Here is a 19,438-nt window from a genome sequence, read left to right as displayed (position 1 = left end):
GAGATGTTATGAAAGACGCAATGAAGATTGAAACCCAACTGGTCGTCGCCGGACGTGACAAACGTTACACCCAGGGGGCGGTGAATCCGGTTATCCAACGCGCTTCTTCGCTGGTGTTTGATACCGTGAAGGATAAAAAATTCGCTACCGCCAATCGCGCTAACGGGGAACTGTTTTATGGTCGTCGCGGTACGTATACCCACTTCGCTTTTCAGAAGGCGATGAGCGAGCTGGAAGGCGGTGCGGGCTGTGCGTTGTACCCGTGCGGGGCCGCGGCGGTTACTAATGCGATTCTGGCGTTTGTACAAAGCGGCGATCATATCCTGATGACCGGCGCGGCCTATGAGCCAACCCAGGATTTCTGTAATAAAATCCTGAGTAAATTCAACGTGGAAACCACCTATTACGATCCGCTGATTGGCGCAGGTATCGTCGATTTTCTGCGCCCTGAGACGAAAGTGGTGTTTCTGGAATCGCCCAGTTCAATCACCATGGAAGTCCAGGACGTGCCGGGAATGGTGAAGGCGATCCGCGCAGTGAACCCGGACATCGTCATCATGATCGACAACACCTGGGCGGCAGGCGTACTGTTCAAGGCGCTGGATTTCGGCGTGGATATTTCCATTCAGGCAGGGACGAAATACACCATTGGTCACTCGGACGGCATGCTGGGCACGGCGGTGTCCAACGCCCGCTGCTGGGATCGTCTGCGTGAGAACTCGTATCTGATGGGGCAAACGCTGGATGCCGACACGGCGTATAACGGCAGCCGCGGACTGCGCACGCTGGCGGTACGTCTGAAACAGCATCAGGAAAGCAGTATCCATATTGCCCGCTGGCTGTCGGCAAGACCGGAGGTGGCGCGGGTGAACCATCCGGCGTTACCGGAGTGTCCGGGCCATGAGTATTTTCAGCGCGACTTTGCCGGTAGCTCGGGCCTGTTCTCGTTTATCCTGAAAAAGCGCCTGACTGATGAACAGATGGCGAATTTCCTCGATAACTTCTCGCTGTTCCATATGGCCTATTCGTGGGGCGGATTCGAGTCACTGATTCTGGCTAACCAGCCGGAGGAGCTGAACAGCATTCGCCCGGCCGGGGATGTCGACTTCAGCGGCACGCTGGTCAGGGTGCATATTGGCCTGGAAGATGTCGGTGATTTGATTGCCGATCTGGACGCCGGGTTCGCGCGTATCGCGTAATGTGATGTGATAAATGCCGGCTGCGGTGCCAGCACCTTATCCGGCCTACCACGATGTCGTAGGCCGGATAAGCATGGCAGGTTAGTTTTCCGTGGCTAACGTCGTGGTCTCGTGCTGACGTACCCGCTTCAACAATCCGGCGAGCGTGAATACCACGACAATACCTGCGACAACCGCCAACAGGTGAAACGAAATCCTGCCGCCGTTAAACCACAGCCAGCGCCCAATTTCGACAGAAACCGCCATTACCGTCAGGATCACCATATTCAGCGATGCGGAGACCGTGCCCTTCGGCAGGTTGTTGGAAAACAGCGTAAAACGGAACAGCGTCGGGAAAATCATCCCGATACCAAATGCATACAGACTGGTGCCCAGCACCGACCACAGCCAGACGTGCGGCCAGAGTAAATTGCCACCAATCAGTATCGCCAGCCCGCTCAATTGGACAGGTGCCGCCCGCCAGATAAAGCGCGGCCTTGTCGGGTCCTTCACAAATCGCACCACCACCATATTAGCGACGATAACCGCCCCAAATACTGGAGCCTGCGCCCAGGCAAACTGCGAGGTGGTCATGCCGCCCGCGTCGATCAGGATCACCGGCGATACCGCCACCCAGCTCATCATCGGGATGTAGCTCAGTGATAGCGTGGCGGCCCCAAACAGGAACACCCGGTTGCGAAATACATCGCGAAAATCCCGTAGTACGCCGCGTGCGCTGAACGGCACCGAGCCGCGCTGCACCGTTTCTGGCATCGCCAACAGCAGGCCAATAAAGGCGACCAGGCCCATCGCGGCAATGATGGCAAACAGAACCTTCCAGTGGACAAAGTGCATCAGCGCTGCCCCGGAGAGCGGGCCAATTACCGGTGCCACCAGCACAATGGAGGTGATGATGGCCATCAGCTTGATGGCCTTTGTCTGGCCAAATGCCTCCTGCACCGTGACGTAGCCGACGGTGGCGATAAAGCAGATGCTGGTGCCCTGCACAACGCGTGCAATCAGAAACTGCGTCATTGAGGTGGTGAACAGTGTTGCCGCGCAGGCAAGGGTGAAGATGAGCGCGCCGGTAATCAGCACCGGTCGGCGACCAATTCGATCGGAAAGCGGCCCTAATAACCACTGTAACGCCATCCCACCCGCCAGATACAGGCTAACCGCAGCCGGTGCCAGGCTGACATCGGCGTTGAAATCCCGCACGACATTAATGATGCCGGGTTGGATCAGGTCCGTTGACAGGTAGGCGGCGAAGTCGTACAGAATCAGCGCGATGGGGAAAAACAGCGTCGTGGCGCGTTGCGAGAAAAACGCGAAAATCCGTTGCATAAAACAGCTCCTTGTCGGGAGAAAACCCTCAACGGGAATAGCGAGATCGCACCTCGGGTAGCGTCAGTTGAATGGAAAATAGACATCCGCAGTGTAATGCGAATGGGCGCGTAAGCAAACGCGTTTTTGCGGGGAGTGTTCTGAGAAAATGTCTGCCTTGCAGAGGGCGGTATTTACTGTGGATAGTGCCTCGCAGACATAAAACGTGTTGAATGAGAGTCATAAATTTAGCCGTTATAGTCGCGCCATCTTTTTCCTCGGACGATGGATCTCCATGAAAAAAACACCGACCTCAACCCCGCATGATGCGGTCTTTAAAACATTTTTACGTCATCCGGAGACTGCCCGGGATTTTCTACAGATTCATCTCCCTGATGCGTTACGCGAAATATGTGACCTGCAGACACTAAAGCTCGAGTCTGACAGTTTTATTGAGGGGGATTTACGCGCGTATTACTCCGATGTGCTGTGGTCGCTGAAAACGACGGAAGGGGATGGATATATTTACGTAGTGATTGAACATCAGAGTACACCGGATGCGCATATGGCGTTCAGGTTGATGCGCTATGCGATAGCGGCCATGCAAAAACATTTAGATGCCGGACACCCGCAATTACCGCTGGTGGTGCCGATGCTGTTTTATCACGGCGCTAAAAGTCCGTATCCCTGGTCACTGTGCTGGCTGGATGAATTTGCCAATCCAACATTGGCTCGTCGGCTTTATGCCGCAGCGTTTCCGCTGGTCGATATTACAGTTATTCCGGACGATGAGATTGTGCAGCATCGCCGTATGGCGCTGCTGGAATTAATACAAAAACATATCCGTCAGCGCGATCTTATGGGATTGGTCGAGAACATTGTTTCTCTGTTAGTTACCGGGTCCACTAATGACAGCCAGCTCAAGACGCTGTTTAATTATATTTTGCGAACCGGTGATGCACCTCGCTTCAATACGTTTATCAGTGCGATTGCCGAACGTTCACCGCAGCATAAGGAGCATTTGATGACGATCGCGGACAGATTGCATGAGGCGGGATTTAAAAAAGGATGGCAGGAAGGCAAACAGGAAGGCAAACAGGAAGGTAAACAGGAAGGGCTGATGGAGGGGCGGCGTGATGAAGCATTGCGTATTGCCCGCACCATGTTGACCGACGGTATCGATATCAACACGATACAAAAAATTACCCGACTGTCCGCTGAGGATATCCAGGGTTTAAGCCATTAGATAGAGGCGAAGCCGGGTGTGCCGATTTACTCTATCGCCACCATCACCGCCTCTCCGAGTTTCTGCATCACTTCCCGGTGCTTTTCGTCTGGTGGCAGTGCGCAGTTGATGCGTACGCAGTTGCGATACTTTCCTGACGCCGAGAACAGCGAACCTGGCGCGACCTGGATTTTCAGGCGGCAGAGCTGTTTGGCGACGCAGACCATGTCGACCAGTGGTGGCAATTCGACCCACAGCATAAAGCCGCCTTTTGGTCGGGTGACGCAGATCCCACAGGGGAAGTATTCCCGTACCCAGCAGGTGTAGATTTCCATATTGCGCTGGTAGATCTGGCGCATGCGCCGGACATGGCGATGATAATGACCCTCGCGCACAAAGGTTGCCGCCGCCAGCTGCGTGGCGGGAACGCTGGTGCCGATGACGGCGTATTTCATGTGCAGCAGTTTGTCATGATAGCGACCCGGAACCACCCAACCCACGCGCAGACCCGGTGCCACAGATTTGGTAAATGAGCTGCACAGTAGCACCCGACCGTCGCTATCCCAGGAATGAATTGTGCGTGGACGCGGATACTCCGTCGCCAGCTCGCCATACACATCATCTTCAAAAATCACAATGTCGTGACGCTGGGCGAGGGTGAGTACCGCCCGCTTGCGCGCATCCGGCATAATAAATCCGAGGGGATTATTGCAGTTGGGGACCAGCAGCACCCCTTTAATCGGCCACTGATCCAGCGCCAGCTCCAGGGCTTCAATACTGATCCCGGTATCCGGATCGGTCGGGATCTCAATCACTTTGATGCCAAGACCGCGTAGCAGCTGCATGGTGCCGTAATAGGCGGGGGATTCCACGGCGACGATATCGCCGCGCTGGCAGACCGTCAGCAGCGCCAGTGACATTCCACTCTGGCTGCCGCTGGTGACTACGATATCGTCCGCACTGACCACCGAACCGCCGTCCAGCATCAGCCGGGCTATCTGTTGGCGCAGTTCCCGACAGCCGGGCAGCTCGTCGTAACCCAGCACCGCGCGCAGATTATGCTGCGCCACGCGGCTTAACTCGCGCCACAGCGGTTTCAGGCTGGGTTGATTAATATCGGGAACGCCGCTGCTGAAAGGGACGATTGATGTGTCTGCGTGACCTGCCAGCATGTCCAGCACCTGATCCCACTGGGTTATCTTCACCGGACGCTGTACCGGACGCGACATTGGCGGCACCGGCGGCTGTGCTTTACGCGGGGCGACAAAATAGCCGGAGCGCGGCTGCGGGGTGATCAGCTGTCGCTGTTCCAGCATCTGATATGCCTGCTGTACGGTGCTGATGCTGACCCCATGTTCCTGACTCAGGCTGCGCACCGACGGCAGCTTTTCGCCATGGCGATACAACCCCTGCTCAATGCGTTCGGCCAGCAGACTGGCCAGATATTGGTAACGCGTCATGCTGTATCCCTCATGGGTACCATACAGATCAAAAAACCCGTACAGACTGGCGTGAAAAAGGTGATTCAGGATCCTTTTTAACCAATCTGTATGTTAAATAAAAGTACTTTGTGAATCTGTATTGTATCCCCCTGGATCCGCGAAGATAACGTCTCAGATAAGACGGGGAGGCGGGTATGGAATTTCATGAGAACAGAGCAAAGCAGCCATTTATTGGTTTGGTGCAGGTCTGGAGGGCGATTAAACGCTGGCATCTGCGGGCGCAAACGCGGCGCGTATTGCAACAGATGAGCGATGAGCGGCTAAAGGATGTCGGGCTGCGACGCGATCAGGTGGAGTAATTGTTCTTTCATCGACAGAGGCTGTCAGTGCCGGATGGCGGCGTAACCGCCTTATCCGGCCTACAAAATTTAATCCCTGATCGTCAAGTTGTGAAGCTATTTCCAACAATCCAGGTATAATCGTAAGATAATTGTAGATACATTTTTGTATATACAATTAGGGATAAAATACATGCCAATGGAGTTTGAGTGGGATGCAAACAAGGCACAAAGTAACCACCGTAAACATGGTGTTCGCTTTGAGGACGCGGTACTCGTTTTCGACGACCCCCGGCATTTGTCCAGACAGGATCGTTATGAGAACGGTGAGTACCGGTGGCAGACCATCGGTCTTGTTCATGGCATTGTGGTTATTCTGGTTGCCCATAGCGTTAGGTTTGAAAGTGGCTTTGAAGTCATTCGTATCATCAGTGCCAGAAAGGCAGATCGTAAAGAGAGGAATCGTTATGAGCATGATTAAACATAAACGTGGCAGCGCATCCGCGCTGAGTGCTCAGCATGAGGCGGAACTGAAGGCGCTGGCGAATAAACCGGATGATGATATTGATTATAGCGACATTCCGGTGACTGAAGATGAGCAGTGGTCAGAGGCTAATCGCGGTACGTTTTTCCGTCCGTTGAAAACTCAGGCATCGGTGCGCATTGATGCCGATGTGATGGAGTGGTTAAAGCGCCCCGGGAAGGGTTACCAGACGCGGCTAAATGCTATTTTGCGCGAGGCTATGCTGAGAGAGCAAAACAAGAAATAGCCCTATACCGAGGTTGTGAGTGCCGGATGGCGGCTGCGCCTTATTCGGTCTACGGGAGAAGGCTTTGTAGGCCCGGTAAGCGTAGCGCCACCGGGCAATTCAGCAGGGGATTACTTCTTCAAGCCCGCAAATGCCGCCCGAATTTCGTCTTCCGGCAGGTTAATACCGATAAACACCAGCTGGCTGTGCGGCTGTTCGTCGCCCCACGGGCGGTCCCAGTCGGCGCTGTACAGGCGCTGGACGCCCTGGAACAGCAGGCGGTTGGGTTCGCCTTCGATCCACAACATGCCTTTGTAACGCAATAGTTTCTCGGCAGATTCCAGCAGCAGGTTTTCCATCACCCTGGACACGTCGCTGATATTCACCGGGTAATCCAGTTCGACGACGATCGAGGAGATATCGTTTTGTTTGTCGGCGATAAAGTGGAAACGCGGTTTGGCGCTGACCACGTTCTCTTCCAGCATAAAACCGTTGGTGTCGAACAGCTGCGCGAGGTCGATGTCGCCATGAGTGACGGTATACACCGGCGCGCGGGCGTTGATGCGTGCCAGGCGCTCACGCAGTTTCTCGCTTTCACCTGCTACGTCGGTTTTGGTCAGCAGGATGCGGTCGGCGTAGCCAACCTGCGACTGGGCGATGGTGAACTGGTTCATCTGTTCGTCGGCGTGCACTGCGTCAACCAGCGCGATCACGCCGTCCAGCAGGTAGCGTTCGCAAATCACTTCATGGGAGAAAAAGGTCTGAATAATCGGGCCGGGATCGGCCATGCCGGTGCACTCAATCACCAGACGGTCAAAATCGATCGCCCCCTTATCAAGGTTGTCGAGCAGGTCTAACAAGGCGTCTTCCAGTTCACTGGAACGGGTGCAGCAGATGCAGCCGTTAGTCAGGGTTTTGATCTGCGTGGCGCGGTCGCCAATCAGCTGATCGTCCACCGAGACTTCGCCGAATTCGTTTTCGATAACGGCAATTTTGTAACCGTGCTGCTCGTTGAGAATATGGCGCAGCAGGGTGGTTTTACCCGCGCCGAGAAAACCGGTGAGTAGGGTGACTGCAATCGGGGTCATTCATTTCTCCTTCTAACAGCAACTGCTTCCGCCGCTACCGTAGCGGGCTTCCTGGCGCTCGCGGAAGAATTCTTCGTAGGTCATGTACGGCTTATCGGGATGGTTGGTCTTCATATGCTCGACGTAGTTGTCGTAGTCCGGAATACCAATCAGCATTTTTGCCGCCTGACCGAGATACTTTTTTGCCTGACCTAAAGTACCAAACATTCTGCCGTCCTGTTAATGAATAAAGCCGGATGGCGGCTTGCGCCTTATCCGGCCTACGTTAACTGCATTCTGTAGGCCGGGATCGCTGCGCGCCTCCCGGCATCAGGTTAGTGGTGTGAAGAGGTCTTCACGCCGCCTTCCGGCACCGGTACATACGGCGTCTCTTTATCAGAGCGGCCGTTGATGGCGCGGGCTTTCTGCCAGGTACGGAACCCGTAGAAAATGATGCTGTACACCACCACCAGGAACAGAATACTCAGGCCTGCGTTGGTGTAGTTGTTGATGACGATATGGTTCATGTTGGCAATCTGCTGTGCGGTCAGTTCACCGCCGTTAGCAATCTTCTCTTTGTACTGACTTGCCATGAAGAAGAAGCCTTCCATCTGCGGGTTGGTGCTGAACAGTTTCAGACCCAGCGCCCAGGTGGTGCAGATCAGCAGCCATACGGCCGGAACCACGGTGACCCAGATGTATTTGGTGCGCTGCATTTTAACCAGTACCACGGTGCCGAGAACCAGCGCCACGGCGGCCAGCATCTGGTTAGAGATACCGAACAGCGGCCACAGGCTCTTCACGCCGCCCAGCGGGTCAACCACGCCTTGATACAGCAGGTAGCCCCACAGGCCTACACAGCCCGCAGTACCCACAACACCGGCAACCAGGGAGTCGGTTTTCTTCAGGAACGGGACGAAGTTACCCAGCAAATCTTGCAGCATAAAGCGGCCAGAACGGGTACCGGCATCCAGTGCAGTCAGGATGAACAGCGCTTCAAACAGAATACCGAAGTGGTACCAGAAGCCCATGTCAGCCATCGGCAGCACTTTGTGGAACACGTGCGCGATACCGACAGCCAGCGTCGGTGCGCCACCGGCGCGGTTCAGAACGGACGGTTCACCAATGTCTTTCGCGGTTTGCAGGATCTGCTCAGGCGAAATCACGAAGCCCCAGGAACTGACTGTTGCCGCGGCGTGTGCGGTCACGTCTTTCAGCTGCGCCATAATCAGCGGCGCGTTCTCGCCACCCATTTCATGCAGGTTTGGCATGGTGATGCCAAGGCCCGCAGGCGGGGTGTTCATCGCGAAGTACAGACCTGGTTCGATGATGGAAGCAGCAACCAGCGCCATAATTGCGACGAAGGATTCCATCAGCATCGCGCCATAACCAATGAAACGCGCGTCGGTTTCACAGGCCAGCAGCTTCGGTGTGGTACCGGAGGCGATCAGCGCGTGGAAGCCAGATACCGCACCACAGGCGATGGTGATGAACAGGAACGGGAACAGCGCACCTTTCCACAGCGGACCGGTACCGTCAACGTACTGGGTCATCGCCGGCATTTTCAGCTCTGGGTTAAGGATAACGATACCGACAGCCAGACCAACGATAACGCCGATTTTCAGGAAGGTGGCCAGATAGTCGCGCGGGGCGAGGATCAGCCATACCGGCAGCAGCGCAGAGATAAACGCGTAGCCGATAAGCGTAAAGGTAATGGTGGTGTCTTTAAAGGTCAGTGCCGGGCCCCAGTACGGGTCGTGGGCAATCACGCCGCCGAAGTAAATGGAGGCAACCAATAGAACAATACCAATCACCGACACTTCGCCCACACGTCCCGGGCGCAGGAAGCGCATGTAGATCCCCATGAACAGCGCGATCGGTACGGTTGAGCAGACGGTGAACACACCCCACGGGCTTTCCGCCAGCGCTTTCACCACGATCAGCGCCAGCACCGCCAGGATGATGATCATGATTAAGAAGCAGCCGAACAGCGCGATGGTTCCCGGTACCGGGCCCATCTCTTCTTTGATCATCTCACCGAGAGACGCGCCGTTACGACGAGAAGAGATAAACAGCACCATGAAGTCCTGCACTGCACCGGCCAGCACTACGCCCGCCAGCAGCCACAGCGTACCAGGCAGGTAGCCCATTTGTGCGGCCAGTACCGGTCCAACCAGCGGACCTGCCCCGGCGATAGCAGCAAAGTGGTGACCGAACAGGACGTTACGGTTGGTTGGGACGTAGTTCAGACCGTCGTTGTTGATGACCGCCGGCGTGGCACGCGTGGGGTCAAGTTTCATCACTTTCTGGGCGATGTACAGACTGTAGTAACGATAGGCCACCAGATAAACAGAGACAGAGGCGACCACGATCCACAGGGCGCTGATGTGTTCACCCCGACGTAATGCCACTACCGAGAGGCAAAATGCACCGATGATTCCGAGAATCACCCAGGGTATGTGCTTGAATATCTTTTTCGTATCCATAGTAAAACCTGGTATCTAATTAATAATTGGCCGAAGCCGCGTGGGTTTGAGTGTGTGTTTGAGGAGATAAGTTGACTGCTATGTTGGGAGGATCTTGCCAGAGAATTACGCGCGTAAAGTAAGGTAAATATGTGAGTGGTTATATGTCAGCTTAAGCGGTCCCAAGTGTCAGCGAGCGGTTCCGGGGAGCGGTAAACGGGGATGATTATGTGATTGAGATCACTAAAAAACTCCTTTAGAGCCCTTACGGAAGGCGGTATCGACGATTCGTCGATGCTGCGATCGATTCAGGAAGCACGAATTCCGTAAAGTTTTCTCTTTTCAGGCCGAAAATTCTGACATCTGTCTAGCGGAAAGAGAAAACATGTTAAAACGAATGAAGATTGTTACCAGCTTACTGCTGGTATTGGCGCTGTTTGGCCTTTTACAACTGGCCTCGGGCGGGTTGTTCTTTAATTCACTGAAGAATGACAAGGAGAACTTTACCGTTCTGCAAACCATTCGCCAGCAGCAGTCTGCGCTGAATGCGACCTGGGTTGAACTGCTGCAAACACGAAATACCCTGAACAGGGCAGGGATCCGCTACATGATGGATCAGAGCAATATCGGCAGCGGCGCCACCGTGGCGGAGCTGATGCAGGTGGCGAGCACTGCGCTGAAAATGACTGAGAAAAACTGGGCAACCTATGAATCGCTGCCGCGCGATCCGCGTCAAAGCGAAGCCGCGTTCCAGGAGATCAATCGTACCTATGACATCTACCACGGTGCGCTGGCAGAGCTGATCCAGTTGCTGGGCGACGGCAAGATCAATGCGTTCTTTGATCAGCCGACACAAAGCTATCAGGATGGCTTTGAGAAGCAGTATATGAACTACATGCAGCAGAACGATCGTCTGTATGACATTGCGGTTGAAGATAACAACAGCTCTTACAGCCAGGCGATGTGGGTGCTGGCTTGCGTGCTGATTACCGTGCTGGCGGCCATTATCGCCGTCTGGTTTGGCATTAAGTTCTCGCTGATCGCCCCGATGAACCGCCTGATTGACAGCATTCGTCATATTGCCAGCGGTGACCTGGTGAAGCGCATCGACGTGGAAGGCTCCAACGAGATTGGGCAACTGGCCGAGAGCCTGCGCCACATGCAGAGTGAGTTGATGAGCACCGTGGGTGATGTGCGTAACGGTGCTAACGCCATTTACAGCGGTGCCAGCGAGATTGCGATGGGCAATAATGATCTCTCGTCACGTACTGAGCAGCAGGCGGCTTCGCTGGAAGAAACCGCGGCCAGCATGGAAGAGTTGACGGCAACCGTGAAGCAGAACGCCGAAAACGCCCGTCAGGCCAGCCATCTGGCGCTGAGTGCCTCTGAAACGGCGCAGAAAGGTGGCAAGGTGGTGGATAACGTGGTGCAGACTATGCGTGACATCGCCTCCAGTTCGCAGAAAATTGCCGACATTATTAGCGTGATCGACGGCATTGCCTTCCAGACTAACATTTTGGCGTTGAACGCCGCAGTAGAAGCGGCACGCGCAGGTGAGCAGGGCCGTGGATTTGCGGTGGTCGCCGGTGAAGTCCGTAACCTGGCCCAGCGCAGTGCGCAGGCCGCGCGCGAGATCAAGAGCCTGATTGAAGACTCGGTCAGCCGCGTGGATGTCGGTTCAACGTTGGTTGAAAGCGCCGGTGAAACCATGGATGAGATCGTCAATGCGGTGACCCGCGTGACCGATATCATGGGGGAAATCGCCTCAGCATCTGACGAGCAGAGCCGCGGTATCGATCAGGTCGGTCTGGCCGTTGCCGAGATGGATCGTGTAACCCAACAGAACGCCTCGCTGGTGGAAGAGTCCGCTGCTGCCGCCGCGGCGCTGGAAGAACAAGCCAGCCGTTTGACCCAGGCCGTTGCCGTGTTCCGTATTCAGCACGATCAAAAGCGTCCGCGTGATGTTGCTGCCGTAAAACCGGCATCGACAACCACCCAGCCGCGTAAAGCCGTGGCGAAGGATGCGGGTGAGAACTGGGAAACGTTCTAAGCCTGTGATGCCGGATGGCGCTATTGCTCATCCGGCTTACCGGGAAGGTATGTGTAGCCCGATTCTATCGGGCTACACGTCATTACTCCTGACGCGGGTCGCTAATCGGCTGGCGAACCAGGAAGATATAAGCGAACGCCCCTACCATCGTCACGCAACCGCAGATAATCAGCGCCAGACGGAAAGAATTGGTGGTATCCACGATAAATCCGGTGACAATCGGTGCGAACGACGCACAGATAAAGCTGGCAAAGTTCTGAATACTGCCCACGGATGCGGTCATACGGGAAGCCACTGCGACGTGGATCAAACCCCAGCAGGACGTGCCGGCGAAGTGGATGCAGAACAGCGCCATCCCAATCAGTAACACTGCGGCCATTGAGGTTGTCGCCTGCGGTACCACGAAGGTGAATGCAGCAGAGCAGAACATCCCGGCAATGATACAAATCTTACGACTCTTAATCGGCGCCATGCCGCCTTTCACCAGCCAGTCGGTGACAAAACCGTTAATCAGCATGCCAGCTGCGCCAAACAGGAACGGGATCGCGGCCATGAGCCCGGTACTTTTTAAATCCAGGTTATAGGACGTTTGCAGGTAACCCGGCAGCCAGGCCAGATACAACCATGCCGTGTAGTTGATGCCGCTAAAGCCCAGCATCATGCCCCACATGGTACGGTTACGGAACAGGCTGCGCCATTCGGCAAAGCTCAGCGGATCGCGGCGGGCATTGACGCTACCGGCGTTCAGGTACGCTTGTTCGGTGGCGCTCAGTTCAATCTGCTCGCGGTTGCGATACAGCATGTACCAGCCGATGGCGAGGAAAATACCCAGTACGCCGATAGTGATAAACATCCAGCGCCAGCCCATCACCAGCATCATCGCGGCCAGAATCGGTGGGCTAATGGCGACACCAATCGTTGAGGCAGCGTTGAATAATCCCATTGGGCGGCCGCGCTCTTTAATGTTAAACCAGTCGTTGATCACCTTCACGCCGCACGGGTTCATTGGCGCTTCACCAATCCCCATCCCGATACGTACCAGCACAAACTGAGTGAAGGTATGTACCATGCCGGACATCGCCTGAAACAGCGACCAGAAGAACATGCCTAGCCCCAGCATAATGCGCGGGCCTTTGCGATCCAGCAGCGGACCGCAGGGCAGTTGCGCAATACCGTAAGCGAGAGAGAACACGGACAGCAGGATGCCGATTTCAGTTGCGCTGAGTCCCAGTTCTTCACGAATTGTCAGGTTAGCTACTGACAGTGAACTGCGGTCGAGATAATTAATGACCGCCGCAAAAAATAATAAAATCATTGCTGTGGTCTGAATACGTTTTATTCGACTGCTGCGTTGCACCATGCCGTCTGGCGGGACATTAATATCCGCAGATGACGAGGTGCCAAACGAAGAACTCGGGTCGAGGGTAATATTATTTTTTTCCACGCCGGACTCCTGAACCTCAATAATTTATTTTTACACGGTGCCAGACCGTGCTGTATTGAAAAATACCAGTGATAAATCACGTTATTCATCACCGCTCACGAAATTTTTTTAATGCAGTCGACTTAGCGTGAGCATAGGCAAGAGGTTTTTTCTGGCGTTTTTATTTTTATAAAATCGTGCTCCCGGTAGTGGTTTGCTGTTTTTTATCCGTTCTTAATGGGTGCTGTCACTGGTTTGATTGATAGAGCGAATCATCGATTGTTTGGCTGAATTCAAATGGTTACAGAGTGCCAGGGTGGCATCCAGGTCGCTGCGGCAGATCAGCGCGCTGAGAATGGTCATATGCTCATCGATGGCAATGATGTTGCGCTGCTTGAGGTCGCTTTCGTCCCACTGATAGTGGAAGTGGAAAATCACAGAGATTATCTCAAGTGACTGATTGAAAAAGATATTATCAGCAGCGGAAAGCAGCAGGGCGTGGAACTCGCGGTCTAACTGCGAGAACATACGAAAGCTACTGCCAATGCTGTCGCGTAGCATCCGGTGGCGCTCAAGCAGCGTTTTGGCCTGTAGCCAGCGCGGGTCGTTGTCGGGCAGATTCAGGAAATGTTGCAAAGAATGCGTTTCCAGCATTTCGCGCAGTTCGAACAGTTGTTCGGCATAGGCCTGGTCGAACTGCTTCATGCTCCACTGACCGCGTTTTTCGTTTTTAATCAGGTTGTAACGTTCGAATTTTAAAAGGTATTCCCGCACAACGACCGGGCTGACACCCGCTGCTCTGGCAAGCTGCAGCTCGGAGAACGTTTCGCCTGCGCGCAACTGGCGCTGGTTAATCATAGTGAAAAAGGCCTGTTCAAAAATACGATTTTGCTCAGCCATGGAGGCCGTAGTGCAATCAAAACCGTCGTCATGATCCGGTTTGCGTACGATTACGTAGTGGCTACCCACCTGCGTCAGCACACCGCATTCAGCTAAATGGCCCAGCATATGGCGCACGGTGGTGCGGCTGATGTTGTACATCTCTGCCAGCGCGCTTTGCGAAGGAAGTGGGGAAGGAATATGACCCCGCGCCATATCATCAATTATCTGGTTAATCACATTGTGGCGTAGATTCTGTGAACGGCTCATGGCGTCTCCTTTTTACCTATTAAAACCCGATTTAAAACATTTTTATGCGTTGGGTTTCACAGATTATGTTTCTGCTTGCGCCAGCATTTTTATTTTCATCGATATCTGAGGCAACAAAAAAACAGGAGAGCAGAATCATGTCTACGATGAATACACTGATTTGCCAGGAACCCAAAAAATTAGTCTGGAAAGAACGTGATATACCTATTCCGGGTAATGGCGAAGCATTAATAAAAATAAAGTCTGTCGGAATTTGTGGGACCGATATTCATGCCTGGGGTGGCAATCAACCTTTTTTCAGCTATCCACGCGTATTAGGCCATGAAATATGTGGGGAAGTTGTCAGTCTGGGGCGGAATATACAAAATCTGGAAATAGGCCAGCAGGTTGCGGTTATTCCTTACGTTGCGTGCCAACAGTGCCCGGCGTGCCAGAGCGGGCGCACTAACTGCTGCGAGAAGATTTCGGTGATTGGCGTGCACCAGGATGGGGGCTTCAGCGAATACCTGTCCGTGCTGGAGACCAACTTGCTGGATGCGCAGGGCATTGATCCGCAGGCGGCGGCGCTGATCGAACCGTATGCCATCAGTGCGCATGCTGTGCGTCGGGCTGCCGTGGTGCCTGGCGAGCAGGTGCTGGTGGTGGGGGCGGGGCCGATTGGTCTTGGCGCAGCGGCGATTGCCAAAGCCGATGGTGCGCAGGTGGTGGTGGCGGATACCAGCCCTGCCAGGCGGGAGCATGTAGTCTCCCGCTTAGGATTACCGGTTATCGATCCCTCTGCTGAGGATTTTGACGCGCAGCTACGCGCGCAGTTTGACGGTTCTCTGGCGCAAAAAGTGATTGATGCGACGGGGAATCAGCATGCAATGAACAACACGGTGAATTTGATTCGTCACGGCGGCAGCATTGTGTTTGTTGGGCTGTTCAAAGGTGATTTGCAGTTTTCTGACCCAGAATTCCACAAGAAAGAAACCACCATGATGGGCAGTCGCAACGCCACGCCGGAAGACTTTGCCAAAGTCGGTCGCCTGATGTCGGAAGGTAAGCTGACGGCGGACATGATGCTGACTCACCGTTACGCGTTTGCCACGCTTGCAGAGATCTACGAGCGGGATGTGATCAACAACCGTGAACTGATTAAGGGCGTGATCACCTTCTGATAAGGTTGCCATGCAGCGCCCGGAGGTGTGTTGGGCGCTGTTTTTTTTATCCTTGCAGGTCCACGATTTTGATTTCAACCATTCCGATCCCCAGCTTACGCGGAGAGTGGCCCAGAATGTTGCCCTCGTTGGTAGCGACGGGATCGGGTGGGATAATGACCAGCGTGTCGGCGTCTGCTGGGTTATCAAAATGCAGCGTGGTGGTGCTGACGTCATGGCTTAACACCAGCGTTTGTTCCTCGTTGCCGATGCGTACCGGGATGGGACGATTGGCGTTGTCACCGAACGCTTTGGCAGTGATCACCAGATCGAATTTCTTCGGTAACGGGGCGTTGTATTCGATCTTTACCTCGTCACTCAGCTGCGCGTTGGACCAGCGCCCCCAGGATTCGGGGCGCGAAATCCCGCTAAATTGTTTCACCTCTTCTGGCGCGCCGGCCACGTTAAAGACGAAGCTGTCGGCCTTGTAGCGAATATCGTTATCAACAATTTTCAGCGTATCGACGTTACCTTTGTAGTGCTCCATGTCGATCACCGTGTCTTTAAACGCGGTTTTACCTTGCCATTTGGCTTTATCGACGTGTTGTACAATTTGCTGCCCGCCCAGTTGCCCTTGTGATACACACCAGTCGGAGGAAAGCGCCAGTTCCGGTGCCCACAGCTGGGCCATTTTGTAGCAGCGGTCTATCCAGACAAAATTATCGCGCGGGGCGAAATCCGCCAGCTGGAAGCGCAGCGGGGCAGAGTATTCACTTTCCGGCAGTGGCTCAACGCGTTGCTCCGACACGCGCAGCAGCAGCGGCAGGCGGAAGTGACTGCCGGAGAACGCGATCATGCTTTTGTCCGTGTCGACGGTGAATGCTTTCATCTCTTTGGGGAAATTCCACAGGCGAATAATATCGGGCTTCCAGGCCAGCATTTTCTCTTTGATGTTCAGGAATACTTCTGACACGGACTCGCTCGACAAGCTACTGCGTCCTAGACCGATAAAGTTATCGCCGCCGAGAATATCCAGGACGGTCGCGCCGTTATCCATCGTGTTGCGTTTCACCGCCAGCGTATCCTGCTGCGGCTTGTCGCCGCGTAGCACGAAGAACAGGTTGTTGCGATCCTGCTTGTTCAGGTATTTCCAGGCGGTGTTGTTCATCGCCAGATGATCGGAGGACACTACAATAACGGTATCTTTAAACCACGGTGACGCTTTGATCTTCTTAATAAACGCGGCAATGTTTTCCTGACTACAGCTGACTGCGCTAAATGACTGATTGGCTTTGCCATCGATGTCATAGCGTTTGCGGTTGCAGGTGCGCGAAATAAATCCATCCGGGTGATGAGTATCGACCGTCAGGGTAAACAGTGAAAAACGTTGACCAGACTGTGAAAGCTCTTCGAATTTTTTCCACGCTTCATCAAGGACGGTATCGTCGTAAAAGCCCCAGTCATTACGATAGGCCGGGTCCGCGACTACGCCTTTTAACTCTTCAGCGCCGTACAGATGATCAAAACCATGGGATTTCAGGAACACGTCTTTCCCGGCAAAGCGCAGATTTGCGCCCTGTACAAAGACGTTTTGATAGCCGGAGTTCTTCAGGATGTCGCCCAGGCAAATATTGTTTGGGAAGAAGCTGGAAACTGATGCCGAGGCGTTACCTTCAAATGGGGCAAACAGCGGAATGCCGCACTGTGAAGCGACCATGCCGGCGATGGTGTAATCCGTTCCCGGCAGCTGCATAGTATTGCTGAAATCCATCCCTTCGTTTTTTAATGCCCCGAGCTCCGGGGTCAGATCCGGGAATGCATCATTGTTAAAATAGGTGCGCTCCAGGCTTTCTCCGTAGATATATACCAGGTTCAGCTTCGGGTTGGGAATGGTTTTTGACGGCTCTTTGTAATACGCCGCAAAATCCGGGTCGCCATCGCGCGACTGGGATTTCACCAGTTCGGTTATCTGATGAAACGCCGGGCTGGCATCCACAGACGCCAGCGCCAGCAGCAGAGCCAGCAGGCTGTAACCCACGTGATGAGGATGGTGGCGACGACGGCGAAGCACCCAACCCAGCGCGCCAAACACGGTGGCCAGCGCCAGTGCAATCCCAATGCCGGGCAGAACATATTTGCCAATGCCCGCGCCGGTCAGACTGTTGGTCAACGTGTACAGAACTGCATCGTTGATGCCGTCGCCGGTGAAATAGTCGCTGGCATACAGCGTGATATTCAGGACAATAAAAATCCCCAGCACCGTTAACGTGGCGGCAAACCACCAGGTGTTGCGACCCGCTTTCCAGGCGTAAATCAACACCGACGCGAGAAACAGAGTGATGGAGAATAATTCAGACAACGGACGATCCTCAGTAAGCCGGGTAAATACCTGGCAGGCTAATCATTTCTGGAAAGTACAATGTAATAGCGTTGTTACATTGCTGCAATTGTAGTGACATTTAATTACGTTGTTATTCAGAATTGGTTTAGATATGCAGGGTGTTTAAGGGGATTACTGATTATTTTGAGGAATGTTTGCGGGACATAAATTGATACCGCGCAGGCTGTGAAAAACCGTGCGCGGCATTTGTACATCAGGAAATGAAGTTCATACCCTGTTTTAACACCAGATCGCAGGCCTTGGTTTTGACTTGCTTTGCCAGCGAGCTGTTACCAATCGTATCCAGATTAAGCTGTTGACCATCTTTGGCATTGAGCATGCCCTGAATGCCGTCCAGATAGTTGGTGTCTTTTTTCTGCTCCGTTGCGCCCAGGCCTAGTTTATCCAGCACCTGATTTTTGACGTTTTCGGTATCGGTGACCGAAGCCAGTTTCTGTTTCGCACAATATTCCAGAATCCCGGCTGCGTTGTTCATACTGCTGGACGTGAGCGACTGATTACTGCCGAGCAGGCTGGTCAGGGAAGAAAGTGAGCTGCTGCTCTGAGAGCCAGAGGTTTGCTTACTCAGTTCGCCAGCCGCGCTGGAGAGTGAATCCTGCCAGGAGGCGGCGAAAACGCTGGTGGAGATCAGCGTGCTGGCGGCAACCGCACAGCACAGAAATCGTTTTGTTGCTTTCATCATTATCATTATAGGTAACTCGTGTTATGCCTTTTCAGCGCAGTATAGCGCTGCTGATGTTAGGAATGGTCTCAATACTCTTTGCCTGTCACTCGGCTGCGATAACTTTCCCAGTTAAAAATCACCCACAGGCTATTGCCGAGCCGCATACGATCCATCACGCGCTCACCCAGCAGTTTGTTCATTTCATCTATATTGCTGTTTGTCAGCATGCCGGTCGGTCGCTTGGAGGAAGAGCGGCGATCGACGATCTGGTTGATGATCACTTTTTCATAGCGCGATTCGGTCTGCATGCCGATCTCGTCGATCACCAGCAGATCTACGTTGCTGAGATCGTTGAGCAGTTGTTCTTCGCTGGTTTCACGATTGCTGAACGTCTCTTTCATTGCCGACATAATGTCTGCCACGGTAATGATCAGCACTGACTTGCCGCGCAGCAGCAGTTCGTTGCAGATGGCGGCAGCCAAATGGTTTTTTCCGGTGCCAGGTTTGCCGGAGAAGATAAAGCTGGCGATATTGCCATCAAACTCTTCGACGTACTGACGGGCTTTGCTCAGGGCATTCATTTGTCCTTCGCACTCGACCCGATAGTTCTCAAACGAGCAGTTCTGGTGCAGCGGACGGATACCGGAGCGGTTAAACGTGCGCTGCATTTTCATGGCCCGGTTCTCGCGCGCCAGCGCCGCGGCATGAATTTCACCTTGTTCTTTTTGCCACGCCAGCAGTTCCTCGCCCGTTTTGAATGCGGGCTCGACATTGGGCGGCATCATTTTTTGCAGACGTTTCATCAGGTCGCCAACGTTTTTCATC

At 53.9% G+C, this 19,438-nt stretch carries 17 protein-coding genes; 7 read left to right on the top strand and 10 right to left on the bottom strand.

All coding sequences use genetic code 11. From position 1 onward, the window contains the following. Positions 1-8 precede the first annotated feature (8 nt). Positions 9-1,199: a cystathionine beta-lyase gene (metC, locus tag IB214_RS20965; protein WP_117342374.1), complete on the top strand. Its 1,191-nt coding sequence runs from the start codon at positions 9-11 to the stop codon at positions 1,197-1,199. A gap of 81 nt (positions 1,200-1,280) precedes the next feature. On the opposite strand, the gene mdtM is transcribed toward metC, so the two are convergent. Continuing rightward, a complete protein-coding gene (mdtM, locus tag IB214_RS20960) occupies positions 1,281-2,522 on the bottom strand; it encodes a multidrug efflux MFS transporter MdtM (protein WP_117342373.1) in 1,242 nt (413 codons plus the stop codon). 274 nt (positions 2,523-2,796) lie between these two features. Between mdtM and IB214_RS20955 the strand changes: the two genes are divergently transcribed. Next, the gene (locus IB214_RS20955; protein ID WP_117342372.1) at positions 2,797-3,747 is read left to right on the top strand and encodes an Rpn family recombination-promoting nuclease/putative transposase; all 951 of its coding nucleotides are present in this window, start codon (positions 2,797-2,799) and stop codon (positions 3,745-3,747) included. 26 nt (positions 3,748-3,773) lie between these two features. On the opposite strand, the gene IB214_RS20950 is transcribed toward IB214_RS20955, so the two are convergent. Continuing rightward, positions 3,774-5,186, bottom strand: a complete 1,413-nt coding sequence (locus IB214_RS20950; protein ID WP_117342371.1) for a PLP-dependent aminotransferase family protein — start codon at positions 5,184-5,186, stop codon at positions 3,774-3,776. A gap of 176 nt (positions 5,187-5,362) precedes the next feature. On the opposite strand from IB214_RS20950, the gene IB214_RS20945 reads away from it, so the two are divergent. The 3 genes from IB214_RS20945 (at position 5,363) to IB214_RS20935 (ending at position 6,276) form a co-directional block, all read left to right on the top strand. After that, positions 5,363-5,527, top strand: coding sequence for a DUF1127 domain-containing protein (locus tag IB214_RS20945; protein ID WP_117342370.1), 165 nt, complete (start codon positions 5,363-5,365; stop codon positions 5,525-5,527). A 172-nt stretch (positions 5,528-5,699) separates the two neighbouring features. After that, positions 5,700-5,987, top strand: a complete 288-nt coding sequence (locus IB214_RS20940; protein ID WP_117342369.1) for a BrnT family toxin — start codon at positions 5,700-5,702, stop codon at positions 5,985-5,987. Then, positions 5,974-6,276, top strand: a complete 303-nt coding sequence (locus IB214_RS20935) for a BrnA antitoxin family protein (protein ID WP_117342368.1) — start codon at positions 5,974-5,976, stop codon at positions 6,274-6,276. Before IB214_RS20940 ends, IB214_RS20935 begins: the two co-directional genes overlap by 14 nt. Positions 6,277-6,386: 110 nt before the next feature. On the opposite strand, the gene yjiA is transcribed toward IB214_RS20935, so the two are convergent. From yjiA to btsT, 3 genes are all read right to left on the bottom strand, one after another. After that, on the bottom strand, positions 6,387-7,343 hold the full coding sequence (gene yjiA, locus IB214_RS20930; RefSeq protein ID WP_096758431.1) for a GTPase: 957 nt from the start codon (positions 7,341-7,343) through the stop codon (positions 6,387-6,389). Positions 7,344-7,355: 12 nt separating this feature from the next. Further along, on the bottom strand, positions 7,356-7,550 hold the full coding sequence (locus IB214_RS20925) for a YbdD/YjiX family protein (RefSeq protein ID WP_003830038.1): 195 nt from the start codon (positions 7,548-7,550) through the stop codon (positions 7,356-7,358). A 107-nt stretch (positions 7,551-7,657) separates the two neighbouring features. Next, a complete protein-coding gene (gene btsT / locus IB214_RS20920) occupies positions 7,658-9,808 on the bottom strand; it encodes a pyruvate/proton symporter BtsT (RefSeq protein ID WP_117342367.1) in 2,151 nt (716 codons plus the stop codon). 364 nt (positions 9,809-10,172) lie between these two features. Between btsT and tsr the strand changes: the two genes are divergently transcribed. Further along, the gene (tsr, locus tag IB214_RS20915) at positions 10,173-11,837 is read left to right on the top strand and encodes a methyl-accepting chemotaxis protein (RefSeq protein WP_117342366.1); all 1,665 of its coding nucleotides are present in this window, start codon (positions 10,173-10,175) and stop codon (positions 11,835-11,837) included. A gap of 82 nt (positions 11,838-11,919) precedes the next feature. Here tsr and IB214_RS20910 read toward each other — a convergent pair whose 3' ends face one another. Further along, a complete protein-coding gene (locus tag IB214_RS20910) occupies positions 11,920-13,281 on the bottom strand; it encodes an MFS transporter (RefSeq protein ID WP_096758428.1) in 1,362 nt (453 codons plus the stop codon). Between the two features lie 213 nt (positions 13,282-13,494). Further along, positions 13,495-14,409 carry a GntR family transcriptional regulator gene (locus tag IB214_RS20905; RefSeq protein WP_096758427.1) on the bottom strand — a complete coding sequence of 305 codons (915 nt, stop codon included), beginning with the start codon at positions 14,407-14,409 and terminating at the stop codon, positions 13,495-13,497. A 137-nt stretch (positions 14,410-14,546) separates the two neighbouring features. Here IB214_RS20905 and IB214_RS20900 point away from each other — a divergent pair, with 137 nt between their 5' ends. Continuing rightward, a complete protein-coding gene (locus IB214_RS20900; protein ID WP_115259540.1) occupies positions 14,547-15,569 on the top strand; it encodes a zinc-binding alcohol dehydrogenase family protein in 1,023 nt (340 codons plus the stop codon). 46 nt (positions 15,570-15,615) lie between these two features. On the opposite strand, the gene opgB is transcribed toward IB214_RS20900, so the two are convergent. From opgB to dnaC, 3 genes are all read right to left on the bottom strand, one after another. Next, positions 15,616-17,907 carry a phosphatidylglycerol--membrane-oligosaccharide glycerophosphotransferase gene (gene opgB, locus IB214_RS20895; RefSeq protein ID WP_117342365.1) on the bottom strand — a complete coding sequence of 764 codons (2,292 nt, stop codon included), beginning with the start codon at positions 17,905-17,907 and terminating at the stop codon, positions 15,616-15,618. Positions 17,908-18,142: 235 nt separating this feature from the next. After that, on the bottom strand, positions 18,143-18,631 hold the full coding sequence (locus IB214_RS20890; RefSeq protein ID WP_115259538.1) for a DUF2501 domain-containing protein: 489 nt from the start codon (positions 18,629-18,631) through the stop codon (positions 18,143-18,145). A 68-nt stretch (positions 18,632-18,699) separates the two neighbouring features. Beyond that, positions 18,700-19,437 (bottom strand): DNA replication protein DnaC, encoded by a 738-nt coding sequence (dnaC, locus tag IB214_RS20885; protein ID WP_096758423.1) that lies wholly within the window; start codon positions 19,435-19,437, stop codon positions 18,700-18,702. Between the last annotated feature and the right edge of the window lies 1 nt (position 19,438).

The organism is Citrobacter sp. C1, from assembly GCF_014596895.2.
GTDB classification, from domain to species: domain Bacteria; phylum Pseudomonadota; class Gammaproteobacteria; order Enterobacterales; family Enterobacteriaceae; genus Citrobacter; species Citrobacter gillenii.
The sequence above is the reverse complement of the archived record's forward strand: the minus strand, read 5'-3'. Positions and strand labels throughout refer to the sequence as shown.